The organism is Plantibacter sp. MPB07, from assembly GCF_046619465.1.
Classification (GTDB): domain Bacteria; phylum Actinomycetota; class Actinomycetes; order Actinomycetales; family Microbacteriaceae; genus Plantibacter; species Plantibacter auratus.
Genome location: NZ_CP177043.1, coordinates 3,573,129 through 3,592,900 on the forward strand (window position 1 = coordinate 3,573,129; position 19,772 = coordinate 3,592,900).

General features: G+C 65.4%; 11 protein-coding genes and 1 tRNA gene. 6 read left to right on the forward strand and 6 right to left on the reverse strand.

What is annotated here, in order from left to right; translation table 11 throughout:
• The first annotated feature begins 92 nt into the window (after nt 1-92).
• Both ACLIME_RS16670 and ACLIME_RS16675 read left to right on the forward strand, forming a co-directional pair.
• The gene (locus tag ACLIME_RS16670) at nt 93-305 is read left to right on the forward strand and encodes a hypothetical protein (protein WP_411557629.1); all 213 of its coding nucleotides are present in this window, start codon (nt 93-95) and stop codon (nt 303-305) included.
• 606 nt (nt 306-911) lie between these two features.
• Nucleotides 912-3,257 (forward strand): DUF6923 family protein, encoded by a 2,346-nt coding sequence (locus ACLIME_RS16675; RefSeq protein ID WP_411557630.1) that lies wholly within the window; start codon nt 912-914, stop codon nt 3,255-3,257.
• A 143-nt stretch (nt 3,258-3,400) separates the two neighbouring features.
• On the opposite strand, the gene ACLIME_RS16680 is transcribed toward ACLIME_RS16675, so the two are convergent.
• Nucleotides 3,401-6,754, reverse strand: coding sequence for a DUF5979 domain-containing protein (locus ACLIME_RS16680; protein WP_411558803.1), 3,354 nt, complete (start codon nt 6,752-6,754; stop codon nt 3,401-3,403).
• A gap of 271 nt (nt 6,755-7,025) precedes the next feature.
• Nucleotides 7,026-8,804: a sigma-70 family RNA polymerase sigma factor gene (locus tag ACLIME_RS16685; protein WP_411557631.1), complete on the reverse strand. Its 1,779-nt coding sequence runs from the start codon at nt 8,802-8,804 to the stop codon at nt 7,026-7,028.
• A 527-nt stretch (nt 8,805-9,331) separates the two neighbouring features.
• On the opposite strand from ACLIME_RS16685, the gene ACLIME_RS16690 reads away from it, so the two are divergent.
• The 3 genes from ACLIME_RS16690 to ACLIME_RS16700 all read left to right on the forward strand — a co-directional run bounded on the left by ACLIME_RS16690 (nt 9,332) and on the right by ACLIME_RS16700 (nt 15,624).
• Nucleotides 9,332-9,763, forward strand: coding sequence for a hypothetical protein (locus tag ACLIME_RS16690; RefSeq protein ID WP_411557632.1), 432 nt, complete (start codon nt 9,332-9,334; stop codon nt 9,761-9,763).
• Nucleotides 9,764-10,097: 334 nt separating this feature from the next.
• Nucleotides 10,098-11,609, forward strand: a complete 1,512-nt coding sequence (locus ACLIME_RS16695; protein WP_411557633.1) for a helix-turn-helix domain-containing protein — start codon at nt 10,098-10,100, stop codon at nt 11,607-11,609.
• Nucleotides 11,610-12,078: 469 nt separating this feature from the next.
• Nucleotides 12,079-15,624 carry a DUF5979 domain-containing protein gene (locus ACLIME_RS16700; RefSeq protein WP_411557634.1) on the forward strand — a complete coding sequence of 1,182 codons (3,546 nt, stop codon included), beginning with the start codon at nt 12,079-12,081 and terminating at the stop codon, nt 15,622-15,624.
• A gap of 142 nt (nt 15,625-15,766) precedes the next feature.
• On the opposite strand, the gene ACLIME_RS16705 is transcribed toward ACLIME_RS16700, so the two are convergent.
• The 4 genes from ACLIME_RS16705 to ACLIME_RS16720 form a co-directional block, all read right to left on the reverse strand.
• Complete coding sequence (locus ACLIME_RS16705) at nt 15,767-16,150, reverse strand: YybH family protein (protein WP_411557635.1); 384 nt, start codon at nt 16,148-16,150, stop codon at nt 15,767-15,769.
• 86 nt (nt 16,151-16,236) lie between these two features.
• Nucleotides 16,237-16,719, reverse strand: coding sequence for an RNA polymerase sigma factor (locus ACLIME_RS16710; protein ID WP_411557636.1), 483 nt, complete (start codon nt 16,717-16,719; stop codon nt 16,237-16,239).
• A 32-nt stretch (nt 16,720-16,751) separates the two neighbouring features.
• Complete coding sequence (locus ACLIME_RS16715) at nt 16,752-17,249, reverse strand: hypothetical protein (RefSeq protein ID WP_411557637.1); 498 nt, start codon at nt 17,247-17,249, stop codon at nt 16,752-16,754.
• 740 nt (nt 17,250-17,989) lie between these two features.
• Nucleotides 17,990-18,063, reverse strand: a tRNA-Gly gene (locus ACLIME_RS16720).
• Between the two features lie 263 nt (nt 18,064-18,326).
• Here ACLIME_RS16720 and ACLIME_RS16725 point away from each other — a divergent pair.
• On the forward strand, nt 18,327-19,415 hold the full coding sequence (locus ACLIME_RS16725; protein ID WP_411557638.1) for an alpha/beta fold hydrolase: 1,089 nt from the start codon (nt 18,327-18,329) through the stop codon (nt 19,413-19,415).
• The last annotated feature ends 357 nt before the right edge of the window (nt 19,416-19,772 follow it).

A 19,772-nucleotide genomic window follows, 5' to 3' on the forward strand; every position in this document is an offset into this window, starting at 1 on the left:
GTTCGCGTCATAGTCGCTGCTGATGGCCGTCTGCGTGCCTGAAGGATTCGCTTCCCAGTGCCTGCCCACGGCCACAGCGACATGGTGCACAAATGATCATCTCCGAGCAGCAGAGATCGTGGTTTCCCCCGGTCATCGAGGGACAACGTGTGGTCGTCACGACGCGAGAGATCGGGCGGAACAACGTCATCGTCGGAGTCGTGACGAGGTCCGGCCGTCAACTCCGCGTGGGGACCGTCCTGCTCTGGGATGACGACGGTGGCCCGAATCTGCTCGCGCGTGTGATTGCCAGCGAACCGAACTGATCGGCGCCGCACAGCTCGAAGCGTTCGACCACTGACGGGCGTTTCGATCATCCGCGTACGGACGAACGAATGGATCCGGTGTCGAATCGACGCCGAACAGAGTCTCGTGCCATCTGCGTCATGAACGCCCCGCAGCCCCGTCTGTGGCTGTGAACGCAACAGCGCCCGTTCGGGCGGGCGTTGTCGTTCTCGGATCCGAGCGCCCATGCTCGGTCCCAGTGCCGGCCGGCACGGTGGGTGGTGATGGTTCGGGCCAACACCACCCACCCGTAGGCCGACGTGCAATGGCAAAGACTCATCAGCATTGCTTGCGACCAGCGTCTGCACCAGTAGCTCTCCCACGACCGATCTGGTCAACCACGGTTTGGCGTCACGAAACGAGGGCACGTGCGTCCGCTGGAATGAGGAGACCGATGTCTCCCGACCAATAGAGGTGGAGAGAACATGAAACAATCGCATGCTCATTCGAGCGTTTTCCGAAGACGTGCCCGGACCGCCTTGGCGTTGGGCATCTCACTGTCGATCGCCGTCGCAGCCCTGGCGGGCGTGGGTGCGGTGATCGCAGCTCCCGCACACGCTGCATCCGGAGACCCGTTTGACCCAGCCGTGCCGACGGTTTTCGTCGCCCAGGGGACGCCCACCCAGCTCTACAAGGCCGAGACGTCCGGCGAGGGCGGCTACACCTTCGCCGCAGAGGGCATCGCTGCGCCAGTGCGGCACAGCGCCCTCGGTTTCAACCCCGCGGACAACTACCTGTACGCCATGGTCGATCAACGAGACACGGCGGAGTTGCCGTTCGGATCACTGGTCCGCATCGGCCAGGACGGAAGCATGCAGCGCGTTGGGACACGTGTGTACAGCCACACCGGCGGAGGGAACCGCTGGTCGTCTGGCGCGTTCAATCCCGACGACGGCTTGTATTACGTCGCAGACGCCGGGACGGTCGCCGTGAACAATCGATCGGTGCTCGCGATCGATGTGAGCACAGGTGCTGAAGTGCGACGCCTCGAGCTCACAGAACCACTCCGAGCTCAAGACTTCACGATCAGCGATGGCTTCGCCTGGGGCGTCGGCCCGAACGGAGCGATGCGTCGACTCAACCTGTCGAACGGGCGCATCCGCACGTTCGTCGGTGTCCTACCGGCGACCCCCAGCGGTTACGGAGCAGCCTGGACGTTCGGCAACGGGAACTTCGGATTCTCGGACAACGACACCGGCCGCGTGTATCAGGTCAGCGTCACCGAACCGACTGCAGCCGACCCGACGTTCGACCTCATCTCGAGTGTGGCGGGCCCTTCGTCGGATTTCAGCGACGGTGCCGCAATCCCTGGACTGCCGACCGATCTTACAATCGCCAAGGACGGCCCTGCGGCCGTCATCTCGGGAAACCGGATCGAATACACGCTGACGGTGACCAACAACGGACCAGGGGTATCCAGCGGCTGGACCGTCTTGGATGTGCTCACGTCCTCGCTGACCAACCCCTCGGTGACCGGCGACGTCAGCTCGGCGATTGAAGGCTCCGAGGTGGTCGTCTCCGGCGGGAGACTCGATCAGGGGCAGTCGATGACGTTCCAAATCTCCGCAGACGCGACCGGAAACGACGGCGAACTCGTCGTCAACACTGCTAACGTCGTCGGCGATCAGGAAGATCCGGTCCAAGCGAACAACAGCGCGACCTCGGAAGCGGTGATCTCCAACCGATCGTTCACACTCGAGCAGTCGGCCGACGTTTCCTCGACGCTTGCCGGCGATACGGTCACCTACACGGTGAAGGTCACCAATACCGGGCAGGCCGACTACACCGCCGACGCACCAGCCTCGTTCGAGGATGACCTCGCGGGCGTTCTCGACGATGCGACCTCCGTCGGAGACGCTTCTCCCGGGGTGAGCATCACCGGGAAGAAGCTCAACTGGGCTGGCGCGCTGCCGGCAGGCACGTCTGTCGCGGTGTCCTACTCCGTCACGGTGAACGATCCGATCACCGGCGACCGGTCACTGGTCACCACCGTCGTACCCACCGGGGTCAACGGGAGCTGCGTCACTCCAGAGCGTTGCTCGACCAGCATCCCGGTCGGCTCCTATGACGTGTCCCAGACAGCAGACGTCGCGAACGCACTTCCCGGAGACCGGGTCCGCTACACGGTCACCGTCACCAACACGGGTTCGGTCGGATATTCGGCGCAGAAGCCGGCGAGTTTCACGAGCGACCTCGCCGGTGTCCTCGATGACGCCGTCTACGACGACGACGCCACGAATGGTGCCTCAGTCAGCGAGTCCACGCTCACCTGGTCCGGCCCGCTCGCTGTCGACGAGACGAAGACGATCACGTACACGGTGACGATCGGCGCTGCCGGCGCGGGCGACTTGCTCCTGCGCAACACGGCGGTGGCCTCGGGGCCGGGCGGGCGGTGCAGTGAAGCGTGCGAGACGCTGACGCCGATTGGATCGTTCCGCGTCTCCAAGACGAGTGACCACGAGACCGCGGTCCCCGGAGATGTCGTGTCGTACCGGATCTCGGTGACCAACATCGGCCAGGTGGCATACACGGCTGACCGTCCGGCGTCGTTCACTGACGACCTGAGCCCTGCCCTGGCCCTCGGTTCGTACAACCGCGACGTCACACAGGGGGCCGTGTACAGGAACGGAGTTCTGTCCTGGTCGGGCGCGCTCGATGTTGGAGAGAGCGTCACCGTCACGTACTCCTTCACGGTCGCGGATGTGGGCGAGGTGACGAACGTCGTCGTCACTCCGGACGGCGCCGGAGCCAACTGTCCGACCGGTGCAGGCGATGACGCGTGCACCGCCACCACGGTCATCCTTCCGCCCGGCTTGGCGAACACCGGTTCAACACTGGCGATCGGCGGCGGCATCGCGGCGGCGGCGCTGCTCCTGATCGGGATCCTCCTGATCGCGCGTCGTCGGACCCGCACGGTGAGCGCAAACGTCTGACGCTGCCGTGTGCGCGAAGGTGCCGTCGGTGGATTCACCGACGGCACCTTTGCGCTGCGTGTGCGTGAGGCGCGCGGCTGGAGCGCCGCGTCACGGTCCCGTCGGACACGTGGGGCCACGGCCCCGTGTGTCCGACGGGGGTACTACCGGGTGCGCCGGCGGCGGTTTCGGAGCATCAGCCCGATGCCGCCGAGGAGCAGCAGGCACGCCCCGAAGGCGACGCTGAGGAGCTGGGCAGCCTCCACCCCGGTCTTGGCCAGTGGTCCCGCATCCTCGGCCGTGGGCGGCAGCACAGGACCGTCCGTCGCCGAGAAACACGCCGCGCTGCTCGCGCCGAGGACGTCCACGGTGACCGCGTCCGGGTCGAGAGCAGAGACTCCGTCCGGAGCGATGTACTGCGCTCCGACGAGGTACGCGCCGGCACGCTGTTGCGCAAGGAAATCACGCACGGACGCTCCGGTCGCGAACGACTGGGAGCCGACGACGTAGGTGATCCCGGTGTCATCCACGGGGATGGGGGTGACGTCGTCGGACGCAGTCCCCGTGTCCGCGGCTCGAGCGTCGAACGTCACCGGTTCTGGTTCTGCATGAGTCGGTGTGTACACGGTTGAACCGGTCGTGTAGCCAGGCAGTGTTGCGGAACACAGCTTGCCACCCCCGGTGAGCGTGAGCGTCGGCTGCGTGACGGAATACGGTGTGATGCCCTCTCGCGACAGGGGTTCACCCGTATTCATCTGCTCGAGGTGGAAGGACAAGGTGCCCTCACCCGGTGTGGCAGAGCGGACGGATGTGGTCACCGTTCCAGTGATGCCGACCGGAACCGACTCTCCCCAGGTCTCGATGATGGGACGGAGACACGCGTCGAAGTTCGCCACCGACCTGTCGGCACAGGTGGGCGAGTCTTCGAGCAGCGCGTTCATGGCCGCGAGCTGAAGCCGGTAGTCGGCGGCCACCTCCGGGCTTGTAGCCCCGAATGAGAACTGGAACACGGCGTAGGTGTCGGCGTCTGAACCATCGAGAGGCCAATCACCGTCGTACGTCAGAACCGGAACCGGATAGCTCACGCACGGTTTCTCGACGGTGTACACCAGCTTCATATCAGACCGCCCGACCCCGACTCGGTCATGCACGGTGTAGGACCCGTCGAGTGGCGCGTCGGAGTCGTTCCTGGTCGAGTACACGACGCTGACGGCGTCTCGGTCGGCGACACACTGTGCCGGGGGAGCCGTGTAGCGGTTGGTGACCGTGACGGTGGCCGCGGTCTCAGACCCGATCGTTACCTGGCCGTCCTGGTCGCCGTCGGAATCGTTGAACGTGGCGGTGAAGTTCGCACGCTCCGCCTCGCTGACGCTGCAGGTCGCTCCGGCGGGGATGCCGGTGATGTTCCGGCTTCCGCCTGCCAGCAGGTCGAATGTCTGATCGGATTCGGCCAGCGCGACTGCGCTGTCCGCGACGCGGCAGCTCAAGCCGAAGGTGAACTCGGTCGCTGGCGGTGCCGGGTCCCCGGTGACCGTTTTCGTGACGGTGAGCGAGCCCGGTTCAGGTGCCGGATAGGTGTTCGTGACGACGATCGTCGACTCGGTCTGGGAACGGACCAGAACGGTGCCATCGCTCTCGGCGCCCGGTGAATCGATGTCGGAGTCCAGGTAGCTCGTGGTGAAGGCACCCGCACTGAGTTCTGCAGCCGTGCAGCTCGCGCCAGCCGGAGCGCTGATCGATCGATGTGCTCCGCTCGTCAAGGTGAACGTCTGATCGGCGGTCGGGAGTACCACCGGTTGTCCGTCGACGGTGCAGGTGAGGGTGAATGCGTAATTCGTGTCCGCGGTGGGCGCGGTACCGCCGTCGACGACGGTCTTCGATACGACGACGGTGCCGGGCTCCGTTTCTGGACGGTCACAGACGGGATCTGAGACCGTGGTGACGGAGGTGTCCCCGTTACCTGCTTCGTTCCAAGCGGAGACACGGAACTGGTAGGCGACGTTCGGATTCAGACCGGCGACGGTCTCGTTCCACGTGGTCGCGGTCGCGGTCGGCACGACGGCCCAGGTTGTGCCGTCATCCGCTGATCGCTCGATGACATAGTCTCGGACGGGCGTCTGGGCGTCTGCGGTCACCCCTTCGGTGACGCCAGCCCAGTTCACCTCCACGCTGGTCCGATCGATCGCGCCAGTTGGAACTCGGTCACCATCGACTGCGCAGGCGTAGCTCGCACGCACAGCCGTCACCGGGTCAGGCGTTCGGGCGAGGATCTGGACTCGCGTGCTCGCGGTGCCCTCGGCCACGGTCACGTACAGGAATCCGCGGGCATCGAACGCGATGCCGCGCACCGTCTGCGAAAGCTGTCCGTTGGCGCTTCCTGAGCCGAAGGCCGAGAAACGGCCCAGGTATGTGCCATCCGCGGCGAACGTATAGAGCTGGCCGTTCTCCATCGCGACGAACAACTCGCCCGTCTTCGGGTCGACAGCCAGCGCGAAGCCGTTGGTGTTGTTCGGGAGGGCACCGACACCGATGGTCTGGACGAGTGCGCCGGTCGAAGCGTCGATGCGCTCGACCATCTGGCCTCGTCCTGAACCGGCAGCGGTGTAGTTCACCAGGATGTCACCGGTGATGGGGTCGACTGCGAGCCCGTTGGGGTTGCGGAATCCGGCATCGCCCGCGTAGGCGGTGTTCGCCGGTCGGTCCAGGAGGATGTTCCGCACCCATGTGCCGTCAGGTTGGAACTCTTGGAGCAGGTCCGCGGTCGTGGATGAGATGAGGACGTTCCCGGTCGTGAGCTTGGCGACTCCGACGGGGTACAGGAGGCGGCCGGGTTCATAGCGTTGCGCCCACGTCGCCGACCCACCGAATGAGGCGCCCTCGGATTCGTCGGCCGCGATCAGCCTGATGTTCTTGCCCGCGTTGGATGCGATCGCACTCCCGATGAAGGTGTCCGAGTCGGCGATCCACGCTGTCCCGTCATCGGCTATCGCGAGACCTCTGACGCCGCCGAACTCACCGTTCGTCATGCCCGGCTCGGTCCCGGACAGGACGGTCGCGTCCGCCAGCGACTCGTAGTTCGCGCCGATGCCACCATTCGCCCCGGCAGGCGGGGCCGCATAGGTCCCGTTTCCGGCGTACTGGCCGACGGCCCAATCCGTGCCCACGGCCGAGTAGTGCATGACGCGGGACTCTCCGACGTAACAGACGCCACCGAAGAGCGTCCCACCGGCGAACCCGCAGATCAGCGAGCTGCTGGTGTAGATGGCTTTCGCCGAGTCGGTGACCCAAACGCTGCCGTCCAGGGGACTGACGGCGAGTCCGTAGGAGTACACGGCGCCGGCGTTGCGGGTCTTGATGTCGCCGACATATCCCCAGAGACCCGAGCCGCCAGCCTTCCCTTGCGTGGCCGCCGCCGAAGTCGTCCCTGCCGGGGTCGTCCTCACAACCGGGTTTCCGACTGTGGCTTGGGCAGGGGTTGCCGTTGTGACGGCTGCGCCCGCTGTCAGCAGGGCGCTCATGAGGAACACGCCCAGTTTACGGCGTATTCGTCGCCGTCCAGACGTGCGTGGTGGTTGCGGTATGAGGTCCATTGTTCGCCTTTCCGTGCAATGCGCTGTGCATGCTGCGACGTGCTCAGCCGATGCGCGTGCACCAGGCGGCCGTCAGGAACGGAGACGATTCGTATCGGCGATCGTGACGGCACTCCGCTGCGCTGTGCCGCGCGAGTGCGCCATCCCCACTCGCCGAGAGGACCTGGTCACGAAGGCCTGCGGTGGCGGGCCGACGCGTCTAGCTGAACGGAAGGACGGTGGTCCGCGGTGGTCCTGAGCGATCTCCGAAAACGTACTGGACGGATACCTCGTGCACGCCAGGTGAGGGAACCCACGTGAACGTGTCTGCCCATCCGTAAGCGCCCAGGAAGCCAGGAATCAGCTCGTGAACGCCCCAGTCCATGCTCCGGTCGGTGAGGAGCCGGATCGATCCAGGCGCCGATCCGAGGACGAGGATGGTGAACCCACCACTTCCCGCGGCAGCGAACAGGCTTGGGGAAGCGTTCAGCGTCACGCGGGTGGTGGCCGGCGGTGACGTCGAGCCGTTCACGGTCGTCTGCGTGACCGAGAGGACATACGTGCCCTGCCCGAAGCCGGTGAGCTGTTCGGTCGACCAAGATCCGTCGAGATCGGCCGTCACCGTGACATCAGCCGAGGTTCCGTTGCTCAGCGTGATGACCGCGCGTGGTTCAGCCGTGCCGGAGACGATCGGGTAGAGCAGGTTCTGTTGCGCTCCTGTACCGGTGTCCACGAGGAGAACCGTGGGAGCCGAGAGCGCGTCGGGAGTCGAGTGCGGTGTCGATGACGGCGCGGGCTGCGGTGTCGGATCGGGTACAGGGACGGGTGTGGGTTGTGTGTTCGGCGGGGGAGACGCTGAAATCACGTCGGAGCCGACCGGAGGGATCGGAGTCGGCGAGCTCTCGGGTGACGGCGAGACAGGTCTCACCGGTGGCTGCTGGGTGGATCCCTCGCTGTCAGGATCCGTGACGACGAGCGGTTCAGGTGAGCGGCCAGATGTGTCGGACGGTGTGACCGCGCGAGGCAGGTCGACTGCAGACGACTCGGGCAGTGTTGCGAGCGAGCTGGAGAGTGCGACCACAGCCCCTCCGAGTGCGGCCACCGTCACGGCAACCAGGCTGCCGACGAGGAGTTGTGCGTTCGGGGAGGCCCCCGAGAAGCGTTTGCTGATTCGTCGGATTCCGGACGGCCGCACGCTCGCGACCATCTGCGCAGAATGTGCACTGCCGCCGAGGAACATCGTCACGGCGCCCATCCCTCCGACGAGAGGGAGGAGCGCCCAGGGTAGGACTGAGGCGACACGTTTCGATTCCGCGGCCACCCGCGTGCAGGCCGCGCATTCTCGAAGATGGGCGTCGATTTTGACCTGTTCCCGCTTCGCCACTTTTCCCCTCGCGTGCGCGCCGAGGCGTTCCACCGTCCAACGATGGTCACCGTCGAGCTTTCCAGACGCGAGGTGTGCTTGGATCCAGGCCTGGCGTAGACCCTCCTTCGCGCGGTAAGCGAGTGCGGACACGGTGTTCGGGGTCATACCGAGTTCGGGCGCGATCTCGCGGGGTTTTCGTCCGTCCACCTCCGTGTACCAGAGGACTTCCTGCCATCGCTCCGGCAGCATCGTGAACGCCTTCGTGATGAGATCCCGGTCCACCGCATTGGCGTTTGCGATCTCGCCGGCCGTGGGATCAGCGAGTTCATCCATGTTGTCGAGTGGCTCGGCCTCCCGGCGGCGGCTCCAGGAGACGGCGACGTTCTGAACCGTTCGCACCAGATAGGCGCGAAACGCTGTCGAAGGCCCCCCTCCGTTGATGATCGCCCGGTAGACGCGCGTGAACGCCTCGGCGACGAGGTCATCGGGATCAAAGCTCGTGGTGAATGAGAGCGCGGCTGCTCGAGCTGGGCCTGCATATCGGCGCCAGAGTTCCGTGTACGCGCTTCGATCGCCCTCGCGGGTGCGCGATACGAGGTCCGCGTCGGGGATGGTTGTGAGTTCGGGGCTCAAGGGGTTCATGCTTCTCCGGGAGTGGGCTGACCAGGTCGGGGGAGGGACAGCCAAGACGAGCGCTCAGACGCAGGGCGAGATGGTTGATGACGCCGCAGATCAGATCTGCCGGGTGCGGTCCGTCGGGTGGGGAGCGCACCGACCGGGTGGTGCCGCTTCGAGCGTTCACAGCCTCGCGTCGCCCGGGAGCCAGCCAGGCCCTTCGCGGCGGATATCACCCCCTGAATCACCCTGGAGCGAATGCGCGGAGTCAAACCGCGGTTCTGCTCATCAGCACAGCCGAGTGCCCGACCGTCAGGGGTCTCCGTCGGCTGAGGACGGGTTGACGACGAGTCAGGCGACGCACCGCGTCATGAGTGACGAGGAATCGCGTCTGCAGGAGCGGATCACTCACCGGAAGAAGGTTCGCCATGTCGTCACAGCCCCGACCGCCACAACAGACTTCGAACTCGAACGGAGCCACTCGGACTGAAACGCGCGTGCGACAGGGCGCTCCGAGCAGACTCAAGCGGCCGGATCTTTCCGAAGTGAGTCGTGAGCGTCAACATCTGGATACGGCCCTCGTTCAGGACTTCCTCGACGACCTGCCCGATCCCATCGGCGTGACCGAGCTCGCCGCGGTCCTCGCGATTCCCCGGGCGGTCGTCCACGGCCGTCTCCGCCGTGGCGCACTCGCCGGTGAAAAGACCCCGAACGGTTGGAACATCGACGTCGAGATGAACCGAGACTGGATCGCGGCGCAGTGGAAGAGTTCCATCAGGCGCCGAGACTGGAGCGAAGCTGTGCGCGCCGACCGGATGCATCTCGTTGTCGACGACCCGCGAGCCCTGACGATCCTGCGCGCGTTGACCTCCTCCCCGATGGCACCTGCCGAAGCCATCGTCGCCGCGCTCATCGCGTTTCACGGCTCGGACGGCAGCAGTCTGGCCCGGCATGAAGGGGCCGAACCGGCGTCCTGACGTAGATCTCGGAGCAGTCTTCGCGCTCAGCGGGGGCGAACGTGCTGTCCGCTGTCACCTCGCGAACACGCTCGACGAGCTCGCCCACCCCCGACGCGCAGAACGAGCTGGAGCGGCCATCTCGGTGACGATCTTTCAGTTCTCACGTCATGGTTACCGGTCAAGGTTGTCTACGCAGCCAGCAGGAGCATCGGCTCAGGCAAGCACGACGGCTGAGGAGGCCCACATGTACAACGCAGGGTCCTCTCTTCTCCTCATCCCACGACTGGCAGACCATTGTGAGCGTCATGGTGGTTAGCTGGCGTGGGGGATCACGTATCAGGAAGGGCCTCTGATGACTCGAGATGAGTCCGTCTCGTCGTCGGAGGCGGGTTCCGCGCTCCGGGCTGCGCTGGTTGGACAGGACTGGGATGTGGTCGCGGAGGTCATCAACGCTCATTGGTCGATCCTGCTTGCCCAGGACTTGCCGTTGTTGGAGGAGGCGCTGTCTGGAGCTCCTGATCGGATTCGACAGGATCAACCGCAATGGGCGACTGCTGCCGCATACGTCGGGTTGGTCGCCGGGGGTGTCAGTGCGCCGACGACCTACCGTGATGTGGTCTCTCGTCCGCGTGTTGAACGGAGCCTGCTCGACAGGGTGTCTGAACTGACCAGCCGCTCGGCTGGACGGCGGGCAGTCGGTGATTTCGACGCTGCCGTCGAAGCTGCTCAGCGGGCGACGGATCTGTTGCATACCGCCGCGGACGAGGAACGGGTGCTCATGAAGTATGTGCTCCCGCATCTGCTGATCCAGTTGGCTCGGAGCTTCGAGCTCGCCGGCGACGAGCGGCTTGCCCTCACAACCTTCACTGAGGCCTACGATCTCGGACGCGTGGTCGACGACGATCACGCGGCTGCTCTGGCGGCGAGCTGGATCGCCTGGATCCATGCGCTGGCCGGCCGACGATTGCTCGCCGAACGGTGGCTCCTGAGGACGGACACGCGGCTGCCGCTGCCCGTTCCGCTCCGTATCGGGGAGATGCTCACACGTGCCCTGCTCGCGGTTGATGCGTTGGACTTCGATGCCGCCCGAGCCTTCCTGGAACAGGTTGCTCCGGATTCAGGCACGGAGTGCTGGGCGGAGATCCTGTTGGTTCGCGCTTCTCTGGCCCGGCCCGAGGAGGGTGACCAGATCATCCGGACCATGGAGGAAGAGATCGCCGGACTGCCCACGGCCCTGTACTCGCGTGGTACGAATGCGGATTGCCTGGCGATCGTCATCGTGCTCGCCCGTCAACTGCAATCGCAGCGGGGGAGAGCGAGTACCGATCTCCAACGACTCGGGATCGGTACGTCGACGGCCGCGACAGCCCTGGCCCATGCGTTCGCGAACGCCTCGAACGGCGACCGAGCTGCCTCCGTGAAACTGGCCCGGTCGGTGCAGAGAGGGTCATCAAGTCATTCGCGTTGGTCGATCATGGCTTCCTTGCTGCTCCACGCCCTGGGAGACGCGTCTGAGCGTGAACTGCGAAGCGTCGTATCGGCTGCGATCCAGGGAGAACAGCTGCGCTCATTGAACGTCATCCCGACTTCCGAGATCCCCTCGCTCGGGCTGCCTCCTGAGATCGCAGACCGGCTGGGGAAGATGCCGGTTTCCGAAAGTCTGGGCCCGATCGTCACGCTCTCTGAGCGAGAGCGGCAGATCCTCGTGCAACTCGAACAGGGCGACTCTGCTGTGGCCATCGCCGCGTCGCTGTTCATCAGCCTCAACACGGTGAAGACGCACCTGAAGAACATCTATCGCAAGCTCGGCGTGACGCGAAGGGACGAGGCAGTCGCGATCGCGCGCGAACTCGGCTGGGCCTGATATCAGCTGAAGCGACTCGCATTGTCCTGCTCGCGCTCGCGCTGACCGTGTTCTTGAGTGCGAGATCAACGGCAACCTGGCATTCCGCTCCATCTCCCCGGGGCGTAGAGCATTCGTCGGTGAGCTTCTCCATCACCCAGGCCCGGAGGCTCATGGTCGGGACCGTTCGGCGGGCGTTGTGCGCGAGTCCGCTTGCACCGGGCGCTGCCTCGTCCGGGCGAGCACCGCGGTACTTGTGGGTCTTGTCGGAACTATGCCTCCTCGGCGTCACAGATGAGCTCGCTCAGCGTCATTGCAGGAGAGAGCACTCGGGAAGAACTGTCATCTGATCACTTTCGACCGTGGGTTCTGGGATCTTGCTGGCACCTCGTGCACCGCTTGCGAGAAATGACGACGTTCTGACCAGCCGTGACCCCGGTTTCACCTGCACAGGTGAGTCCCAACCTCAGAACAACTGAAAGAGAGCCCGATGACTTTCCGAACACTGATCGACTCGAACGAAACGAGAGGTCTGACGCGCCGGGTAGCGCTTGTCGTAGCGATCGCCCTCGCGGCGAGCTCTTTCGTCCTGGGCGGCACCACGTCGGCGCAAGCTCAGCCGCCAGCTTCGTCGGTCAACGACCCGTCCGCAGAGCCAGCTGCTCCCGCGGCGGTTGCTGAGCCCGCGCCCGGAGCTTCCATTGATCTCCAGGTCATTCTGGCGGGCCCCACCAGCAGCTCAGGAGGATCGGCGTTCACCTATACCATCCAGCTGACCAACAACAGCCTGCCCGACGCAGATGGCTCGACATTCTCATTCGCTGCCCCGGCGGGGTCGACCAACGTCACCGCAACGTGCACGAACGCTACGAACGGAGCGAGTTGCGCGACCATCACCTCGACAACGGACTCGGCCGTTGATGGCGCTCTGCCAGTCCTTCCGCATCTCGGAACGGTCTTCATCACGGTCAGCGGCAACTACGCCGTGGGCACACCTTCGGTGACAGCTACGGCAACAGTTGCACCGCCAGCCGGCACGACCGATCCGGATCCGTCGACCAACAGCAGCGACGTGTCGACCGCACTGACCGTCCGGGTGGACACCGCAGTCACCAAGTCTGTCGACTTGCCGAGCATCACCCCGGGGGATTCCGCTACGTACACGCTGACGTACAGCAATGCGGGTCCGTCCAGCGCCGATGGTGCAGCCATCTACGACCGGCTCAGCGCGGTCAGTGCGGGCAGTGAGTTCTCGAGCATGCACATCCGGTTCCTCGGCTGCACGACGAGCGGCGGTGCTGTGTGCCCGACGTTGACGGATAGCGACAGCCCCACGAACAGCGCCGTGGTGCTCCAGACGTCGATCCCGACCTTCCCCGGTAACTCGACTGTCACGATCACGTACAAGGTCACCTTCGACCGGGGAAGCGGATGCTCAGCTTCCAGCAACCCGCTCGTGTACAACAGCGCCCGCGTCAATCCGCCCGGGAACGTGATCGACACGAACGCCGCCAATCAGACCTTCGATCTGTTCACACCGGCCAACGTCACCAACTGCCCCCGCGTGGACACCACTGCTACGAAATCCGTCGACCTGGCGACCATCTCGCCCGGCGACACCGCGACCTACACACTCACCTTCAGCAACAACGAGTCTGGTTCAGCCGATGGTGCCACCATCTACGACCGGCTCAGTGCGGTCAGTGCGGGCAGTGAGTTCTCGAGCATGCACATCCGGTTCCTCGGCTGCACGACGAGCGGCGGTGCTGTGTGCCCGACGTTGACGGATAGCGACAGCCCCACGAACAGCGCCGTGGTGCTCCAGACGTCGATCCCGACCTTCCCCGGTAACTCGACTGTCACGATCACGTACAAGGTCACCTTCGACCGGGGAAGCGGATGCTCAGCTTCCAGCAACCCGCTCGTGTACAACAGCGCCCGCGTCAATCCGCCCGGGAACGTGATCGACACGAACGCCGCCAATCAGACCTTCGATCTGTTCACACCGGCCAACGTCACCAACTGCCCCCGCGTGGACACCACTGCTACGAAATCCGTCGACCTGGCGACCATCTCGCCCGGCGACACCGCGACCTACACACTCACCTTCAGCAACAACGAGTCTGGTTCAGCCGATGGTGCCACCATCGTGGACCAGCTCAACCGCACCAATGCGGGCTCCGCGTTCAACGGAACGAGCGTTCATTTCACCGGTTGCACGACCACCGGCGGCGCGGTCTGTCCGCAACTCACAGATCGCGTCAACGCAGGAAACAACTCAACGGTCCTGCAAACGGTGCTGCCAACGTTCCCGGGCAATTCCAGCGTGACCATCACGTATGAGGTCACGTTTGGGAAGGCGGCAACCGGCGCGTGCAGTAGCAGTGGCAGGTCCGACATGTACAACTTCGCCCGGATCGGTGCGCCAGCGAACACCATCGATACGAACACGTCGAACCAGACCGTTGATCTGTTCACCCCTGTGATCTGCGCCGAGATCACCGTGAACAAATCCGTTTCCCCAGCGAGCGTGCAAGCCGGACAGACGGTCACCTACGCCGTGAGTGTCTCCAACGCAGGAGCCGCGTCGGCCGATTCCATCACCTTCTCCGACCCCCTTCCGACGAACTTCCTCTACTCGTCGGTGGCCTGTGCCCCGCTTGCCGGTTCGCCAGTCTGCCCGACCGCGACGTTCGACGCGGCAACGAACACAGTCAGCGCGGTCATGGATCTCGCCGCTGGTGATGGTGTGACCATCGTCATCACCGGGACTGCTGGGGTCGTTCAGGGGACATATGCCAACACGGCCTCTGCCACTCCGAGCGCGACCAGCGTCTACTTCGATCCCAACCCGGCAACCGACTCCAGCAAGGTCAACCTGCAGATCTTCAACACGACGTCCTCGATCACCGTGACGAAGCGAATCGCAGGACTCCCGGCAGAAGGTCTTCCCGCGCCAGAAACATTCACCGGGTCGATCACTTGCGCCACGCAAGGATCAACACGATGGTCGGTAACCGTCCCGGCCGGAAGCGACAGTGCTGCGGCCTCACCCATCCAGTTCTTCGACGGGGAGTCCTGTTCGATCCAGGAGGATACGCCGAGAGGCACACCAGCCGGATATGCATGGGTCGGGTCGCCGACCATCACACCAGCGGTCATCGCCCAGCTCGGCCCGACAACCCCGGTCTCCGTCACGGTCACGAACACCCTCGCGCCGCTACCGGCGACGTCAGCCTCTCTGATCATCACGAAGAACATCGCTGGATCATCACGAGCCGGTATGCAATCCGACCAAGTGTTCTCTGGGCAGATCATCTGCACCGACCCTGACGGCGGCGTCGACGTGACGCAGGACTGGACCGTCACGGTCCCAGAGGGACAGTTGAGCGCGTCGACCTCACCGATCGATGAACCAGCAGGCGCTGCCTGCGCGGTCGTTGAGTCGGCACCGACAACGGCTCCCCCCGGTTACACCTGGAGCCCACAACCAGAGATCTCTCCGACGTCGACCGGCGCGCTCAGCGCCGGCCAAATCGTCCCGATCACCGTCACGAACACCCTGCAGGCGGACCCATCAGTTCCCAGCGGATCGTTGGCACTGACGAAGAACATCGCAGGCGGACCGACGACCGGCACGACCGGCGCCTTCGGTCTCACCGCCTTCTGTGGCGACGACGGAACCTACGCGGCAGTCATCAGCATCACTGAAGGAACGACCGGATCTGCTGTGATCGCGAACATCCCCGATGGAGCTCAGTGCTCCGTCCAGGAATCATCCGTCACCGCAGCACCCGCGGGCTTCACCTGGAACGCTCCCGAAGTCAGTGCCCAAGCCGTGACCATCGGGGCCGGCTCTGCCACCCCGATCACGGTCACGAACCCTCTTCGAATCAAGGAAGGCGCACCTTCGATCAACCAGTCCGGCGACCTCGCTTCTACGGGCCTGGCGATCGGATCATCAGTCGCGATCGCGGTACTGCTCCTTGCCTTCGGAACGTGGTTCGTCGTCGGACGCCGACGGAGGCGCGTCTAGCCACAAGAGCACGTCAAGCTCGGTTCAGGGCGCAGCCCGCCCCACCACGGAGGGCGGGCTGCCGAAGGCGGCAGGAGAACACGAAGCACCGAGCCCCCGATGCCGCGACGATTGGCGATCGCCGCGGCATCGGGGTCGTGCGTCAGGCGGTTCCGAAGGGGTTGTCGATGACGTATCGCCATCCGTGCTCCTCGTCGTACACGGCGACATCGGAGGTGGTACCGGCGAGCTCGACGTCGGAGCCGTCGGGGCTGACGCCCTCGATCGTCCAATCGGCGACCGCGAGGCCGGTGGTGCCGCTCTGGAACACGCGACGGACGTTCATGCTGATGGGCAGGTTGAGGCCGAGGAACTGGCCGAAGGCACCGCGGACGGCCTCTTCGCCCTGCACCGGCTGTCCGGGCGCCGGTACGAAGACGGCGTCGGGCACGTTCAGCGCCAGCAGGGCGTCGACGTCCTGTGCGTTGAAGCGCTCGGCAAACGCGAGGTTGAGTTGGTCAAGTGATTCGACCCGGGGGTACGACATGGCTGGTTCCTTTCGAGATGACGCCCGCGGAAGCGGGTTCATCGAGAAAGACGGGAGCCGTCGAAGAATGTGACAAGACCGCCGGATCAGCCGCGGAGTGCCCGTCGGGCCCGCGCGATCCGCTGCCGGACGGTTGCCGCGGAGAGGCCGAGCTCCTCCGCGATGTCACCCGTGGACCTGCCGTCGATGACGAACAGGAGCAATGGCTCACGAAGGGGCGGGGGGAGAGCGGCGATCGCTTGAAAGGCAGCGGTCAGCTGCTCCTGCAGTTCCACCTCCCGGGCGACGTCCTGACCCGACTCCAGCCGATCGCAGAGCACCTCGCCGAGGTCATCCTTCCGGGCCCGGTGCATGTCGATCGCGGTCGTGCGGACGATCGTGTCCAACCACGAGCACACCGATCCGCTGTCACTGGAACGCAGCGCATCGACCGAACGCCAGGCGCGGAGTGCGGCGTTCTGGGCTGCGTCGTCGGCGTCCGAGACCGGGACACCCAACGAGATGCTGCGACGTCGAAGCCGCTGCGGCTCGGCCTGGAGCATGGCCGCGAGGCGGTCAGGAGCTGTCATCCTGCTGACGGACGGCCGTTCGGCCAGAGCCATCAACGCGCTTTCGGATTGAGTCCGTCGACAGCTCGATAGACGTCCAGCACAACGGCTACGCTGTTGGGCTCAGGTCTGAGCGGCTCAATGGAATGAAGCACCGTTTGCGCCTGGTCGAACGAAGCGATCGCTGTTCCGAGCAGCCATAGTTCCCATCGTGGTGCTCGTCGCTCCAATACGGTTTCCTGTGTCGTCGCGAGCCACCAAAGCGTCCAAGTGCCCTTGCCGCGATTGTCGTCGTCTCCGTCGCGACGCCAATCTGTTCCGAACGGATACCAGTTCCTGCCACCTTCGCTGTCCGCGGTTCGGCGGGGGTCTTCTCTGACGAAGAGGGCTTCAGTACTGTATCTCGTGAACCCGGTCGGAGACGCATCTCGTTGCGCGACCGCACGCTCGAGCGCCGCCGAGCGGGGTCGGATTCGTCGGTCTGATTCGATCGAGTCCTCATCGACCATCATTCGGTCGGGCCGCTGCGGAACGTCGTTGCGTTCAGCCATCGATACTTCGCATCGCTCACGCGCCTCATGGGACTCCTCCACCGCATGGTCAGTTACCACCACGTCCCGTGGCTGGTCAAACGCATCGACGTGCGCACGACGCCTTCATGACGCGGCGAACAAGGACTTTCGACAGATCGGTGCCAGCCTGGGCGCTGCGAGGGTGGGCAGCCTGTTCGTTGCGAACCTCACGGATCTGCTCGCAGTTCGTCTGCCTGCTGACGCCGCCACTGCGGCTGGGGGAAGCAACTCGTTCACTCCGGCACTGGTACGAGATGCCGAGCAGTGCTGGGCGCCCGGCCACCGACGTCCACCCGGTCACCGCGTGCGCGCACCCAAGCAGAACACCGCGCAACCACCCGCAACTGACCGACCAACGGAACAGCCTCAACGTCATCACGCCGGTCGCGATGTCGAACCATCGTCGCCCGAATGGCCGATGCGTCCGCTGCGTGGACAGCTGGGGAGGCATGAGTACCAGCACTTCCGCACGGTCGCTCCGCGGGCGGCCGATCACTCCTCGGCGTCACACTTCGAGAGGTAGCCAGCATTGCGGCGGACACGAGTCGCGAGTTTACGGTGAGTAACGGGTGACTCACGGTCAAGAGAACCGTTCAGCAGAGTGTGAATAACCTGATGAGAGTACATATCGCAAGCATCGGCTTGAGAATGGCGTTTGCTCACGCGGCAGTTCGAAGATGGCCCCATGGTCGTGAAAAAATCGCCGCTGACCAGATATTTGGAGCGGATGACGGGAATCGAACCCGCGCTATCAGCTTGGGAAGCTGAAGTTCTACCATTGAACTACATCCGCGTGGCGCCGGAGCGTCCTGAGTAATCGTACATGAAGAGGTGGCCTTCGTTCGGTCCCTGAGCTTGTCGAAGGGCGGGGTGTGGTCGTGTGCCCTTCGACAAGCTCAGGGACCGGTGCTGGTGCTGGCTCAGGGACCGGGGCTGGTGCTGGTGCTGGCTCAGGGACCAGGGATAGCTCAGCGACCGGGGTCGGCTCGGTGAGCCGGGTGCCCGGAGCTAGGCTGGTTCACCGTTCCCCGAGCGGGACGGGATCGAGGGTGTGACGTGAAGCGCAGCGCGGGTATCGTCGTGGCCGGCCTTGCCACTGTTGCGGTCGCGGGATTCGGGGTCGCGAGTGCCATGGTCGCCCGGCGCGTCATCGGAGCAGGACGCGTGCACTACAGCGACGTGCTGCCGACCTCGTCGCCGATGACCGTGCGGCTCGAACGGAACGCTGCCACCGCGCTGCCGGGACGATACGGGCTCGAGTTCGACGACGGCTCACGGGTCATCGTCGGACCAGTGATCGGCCGCGAGACGACGGACGGTTCGGTGATGCGGAGTGTGGTCAGCGGCCGCGTTCCCGCAGGGGCGACCCGTGCGCGGTTCACCGGCGCGGCCGTGACACCCGCGGAACTCGGGGTGGACGAGGAGCGCGTGCCGAGGACGCGGTCAGGGGCGTGGCGATTCGACGGCGATGACAGCGAGGCCCGCGACGGCACCTGGGTCGTGCACACCCACGGACTCGGGGCCTCGCCGCTCGCGACTCTCCGCTCCGTGCAGGCCGTGCAGCGCGCGGGACTGCCGTCGCTCGTCACCTGCCTCGGGTCCGCGTTCGCCGAGCGTCGCTCCGGGGCTGACGCCACGGACGTCGACCGCGTCATCGCGGCCATCGACGACGCCGTGGCGCTCGGTGCGCGACGGGTCATCGTCTCCGGGTGGTCCTACGGCGCCGCCCTGAGCCTCGCGGCTGCACGCGAGCGACCCGAGGTGGTGCAGGGCGCGATCCTCATCTCGCCGATGCTCGGCCTCAGCGAGACGGTGCTGCACGCTGCCGCGGTCGCCGGGGTGCCGCGGGTGCTCGTGCACTCGGCGCTCGCCGTGCTCTCGACGCCGGTGCTGGCACGATCCGCCGGGGTGCGCGGCGCGGTTCCGGTCCGCGCGCTGTCCGCCGGGCCGATCGACGGCCTGCCGACGCTCGCGATCCACTCGCCCGGCGACACGACGATCCCCGTGGAACTCACGCGGGCCGTCGCTCACCGTTCACCCACGTTCGAGCTTGTCGAGGTCGCCGCTGCGCCGCACGGCTTGGAGTGGAATGTCGCGCCGGAGGCGTTCGAAGCGGCTGTGCGGGAGTGGCTCGGGGCGCGCTGATCGGGCGACGCTCGGTGCCTGAGCGCGTCGAAGGGCGGGGTGTACTCGTGCTGCCCTTCGACAAGCTCAGGGACCGAGGTGGCTGGGGGCCGGGTCGCGGTCGGTTGGGTGCGTTGTGCCCTTCGACGGGCTCAGGGAGCGAGGGGGCTGGGGGAGCGGGTCGCTGTCGGTTGGGTGCGTGGTGCCCTTCGACAGGCTCAGGGACCGGGATGGTTGGGGGAGCGGGTCACGGTCGGTTGGGTGCGTGGTGCCCTTCGACAGGCTCAGGGACCGGGTGGTTGGGGGAGCGGGTCGCGGTCGGTTGGGTGCGTGGTGCCCTTCGACGGGCTCAGGGATCGAGGTGGTTGGTGCTCAGGG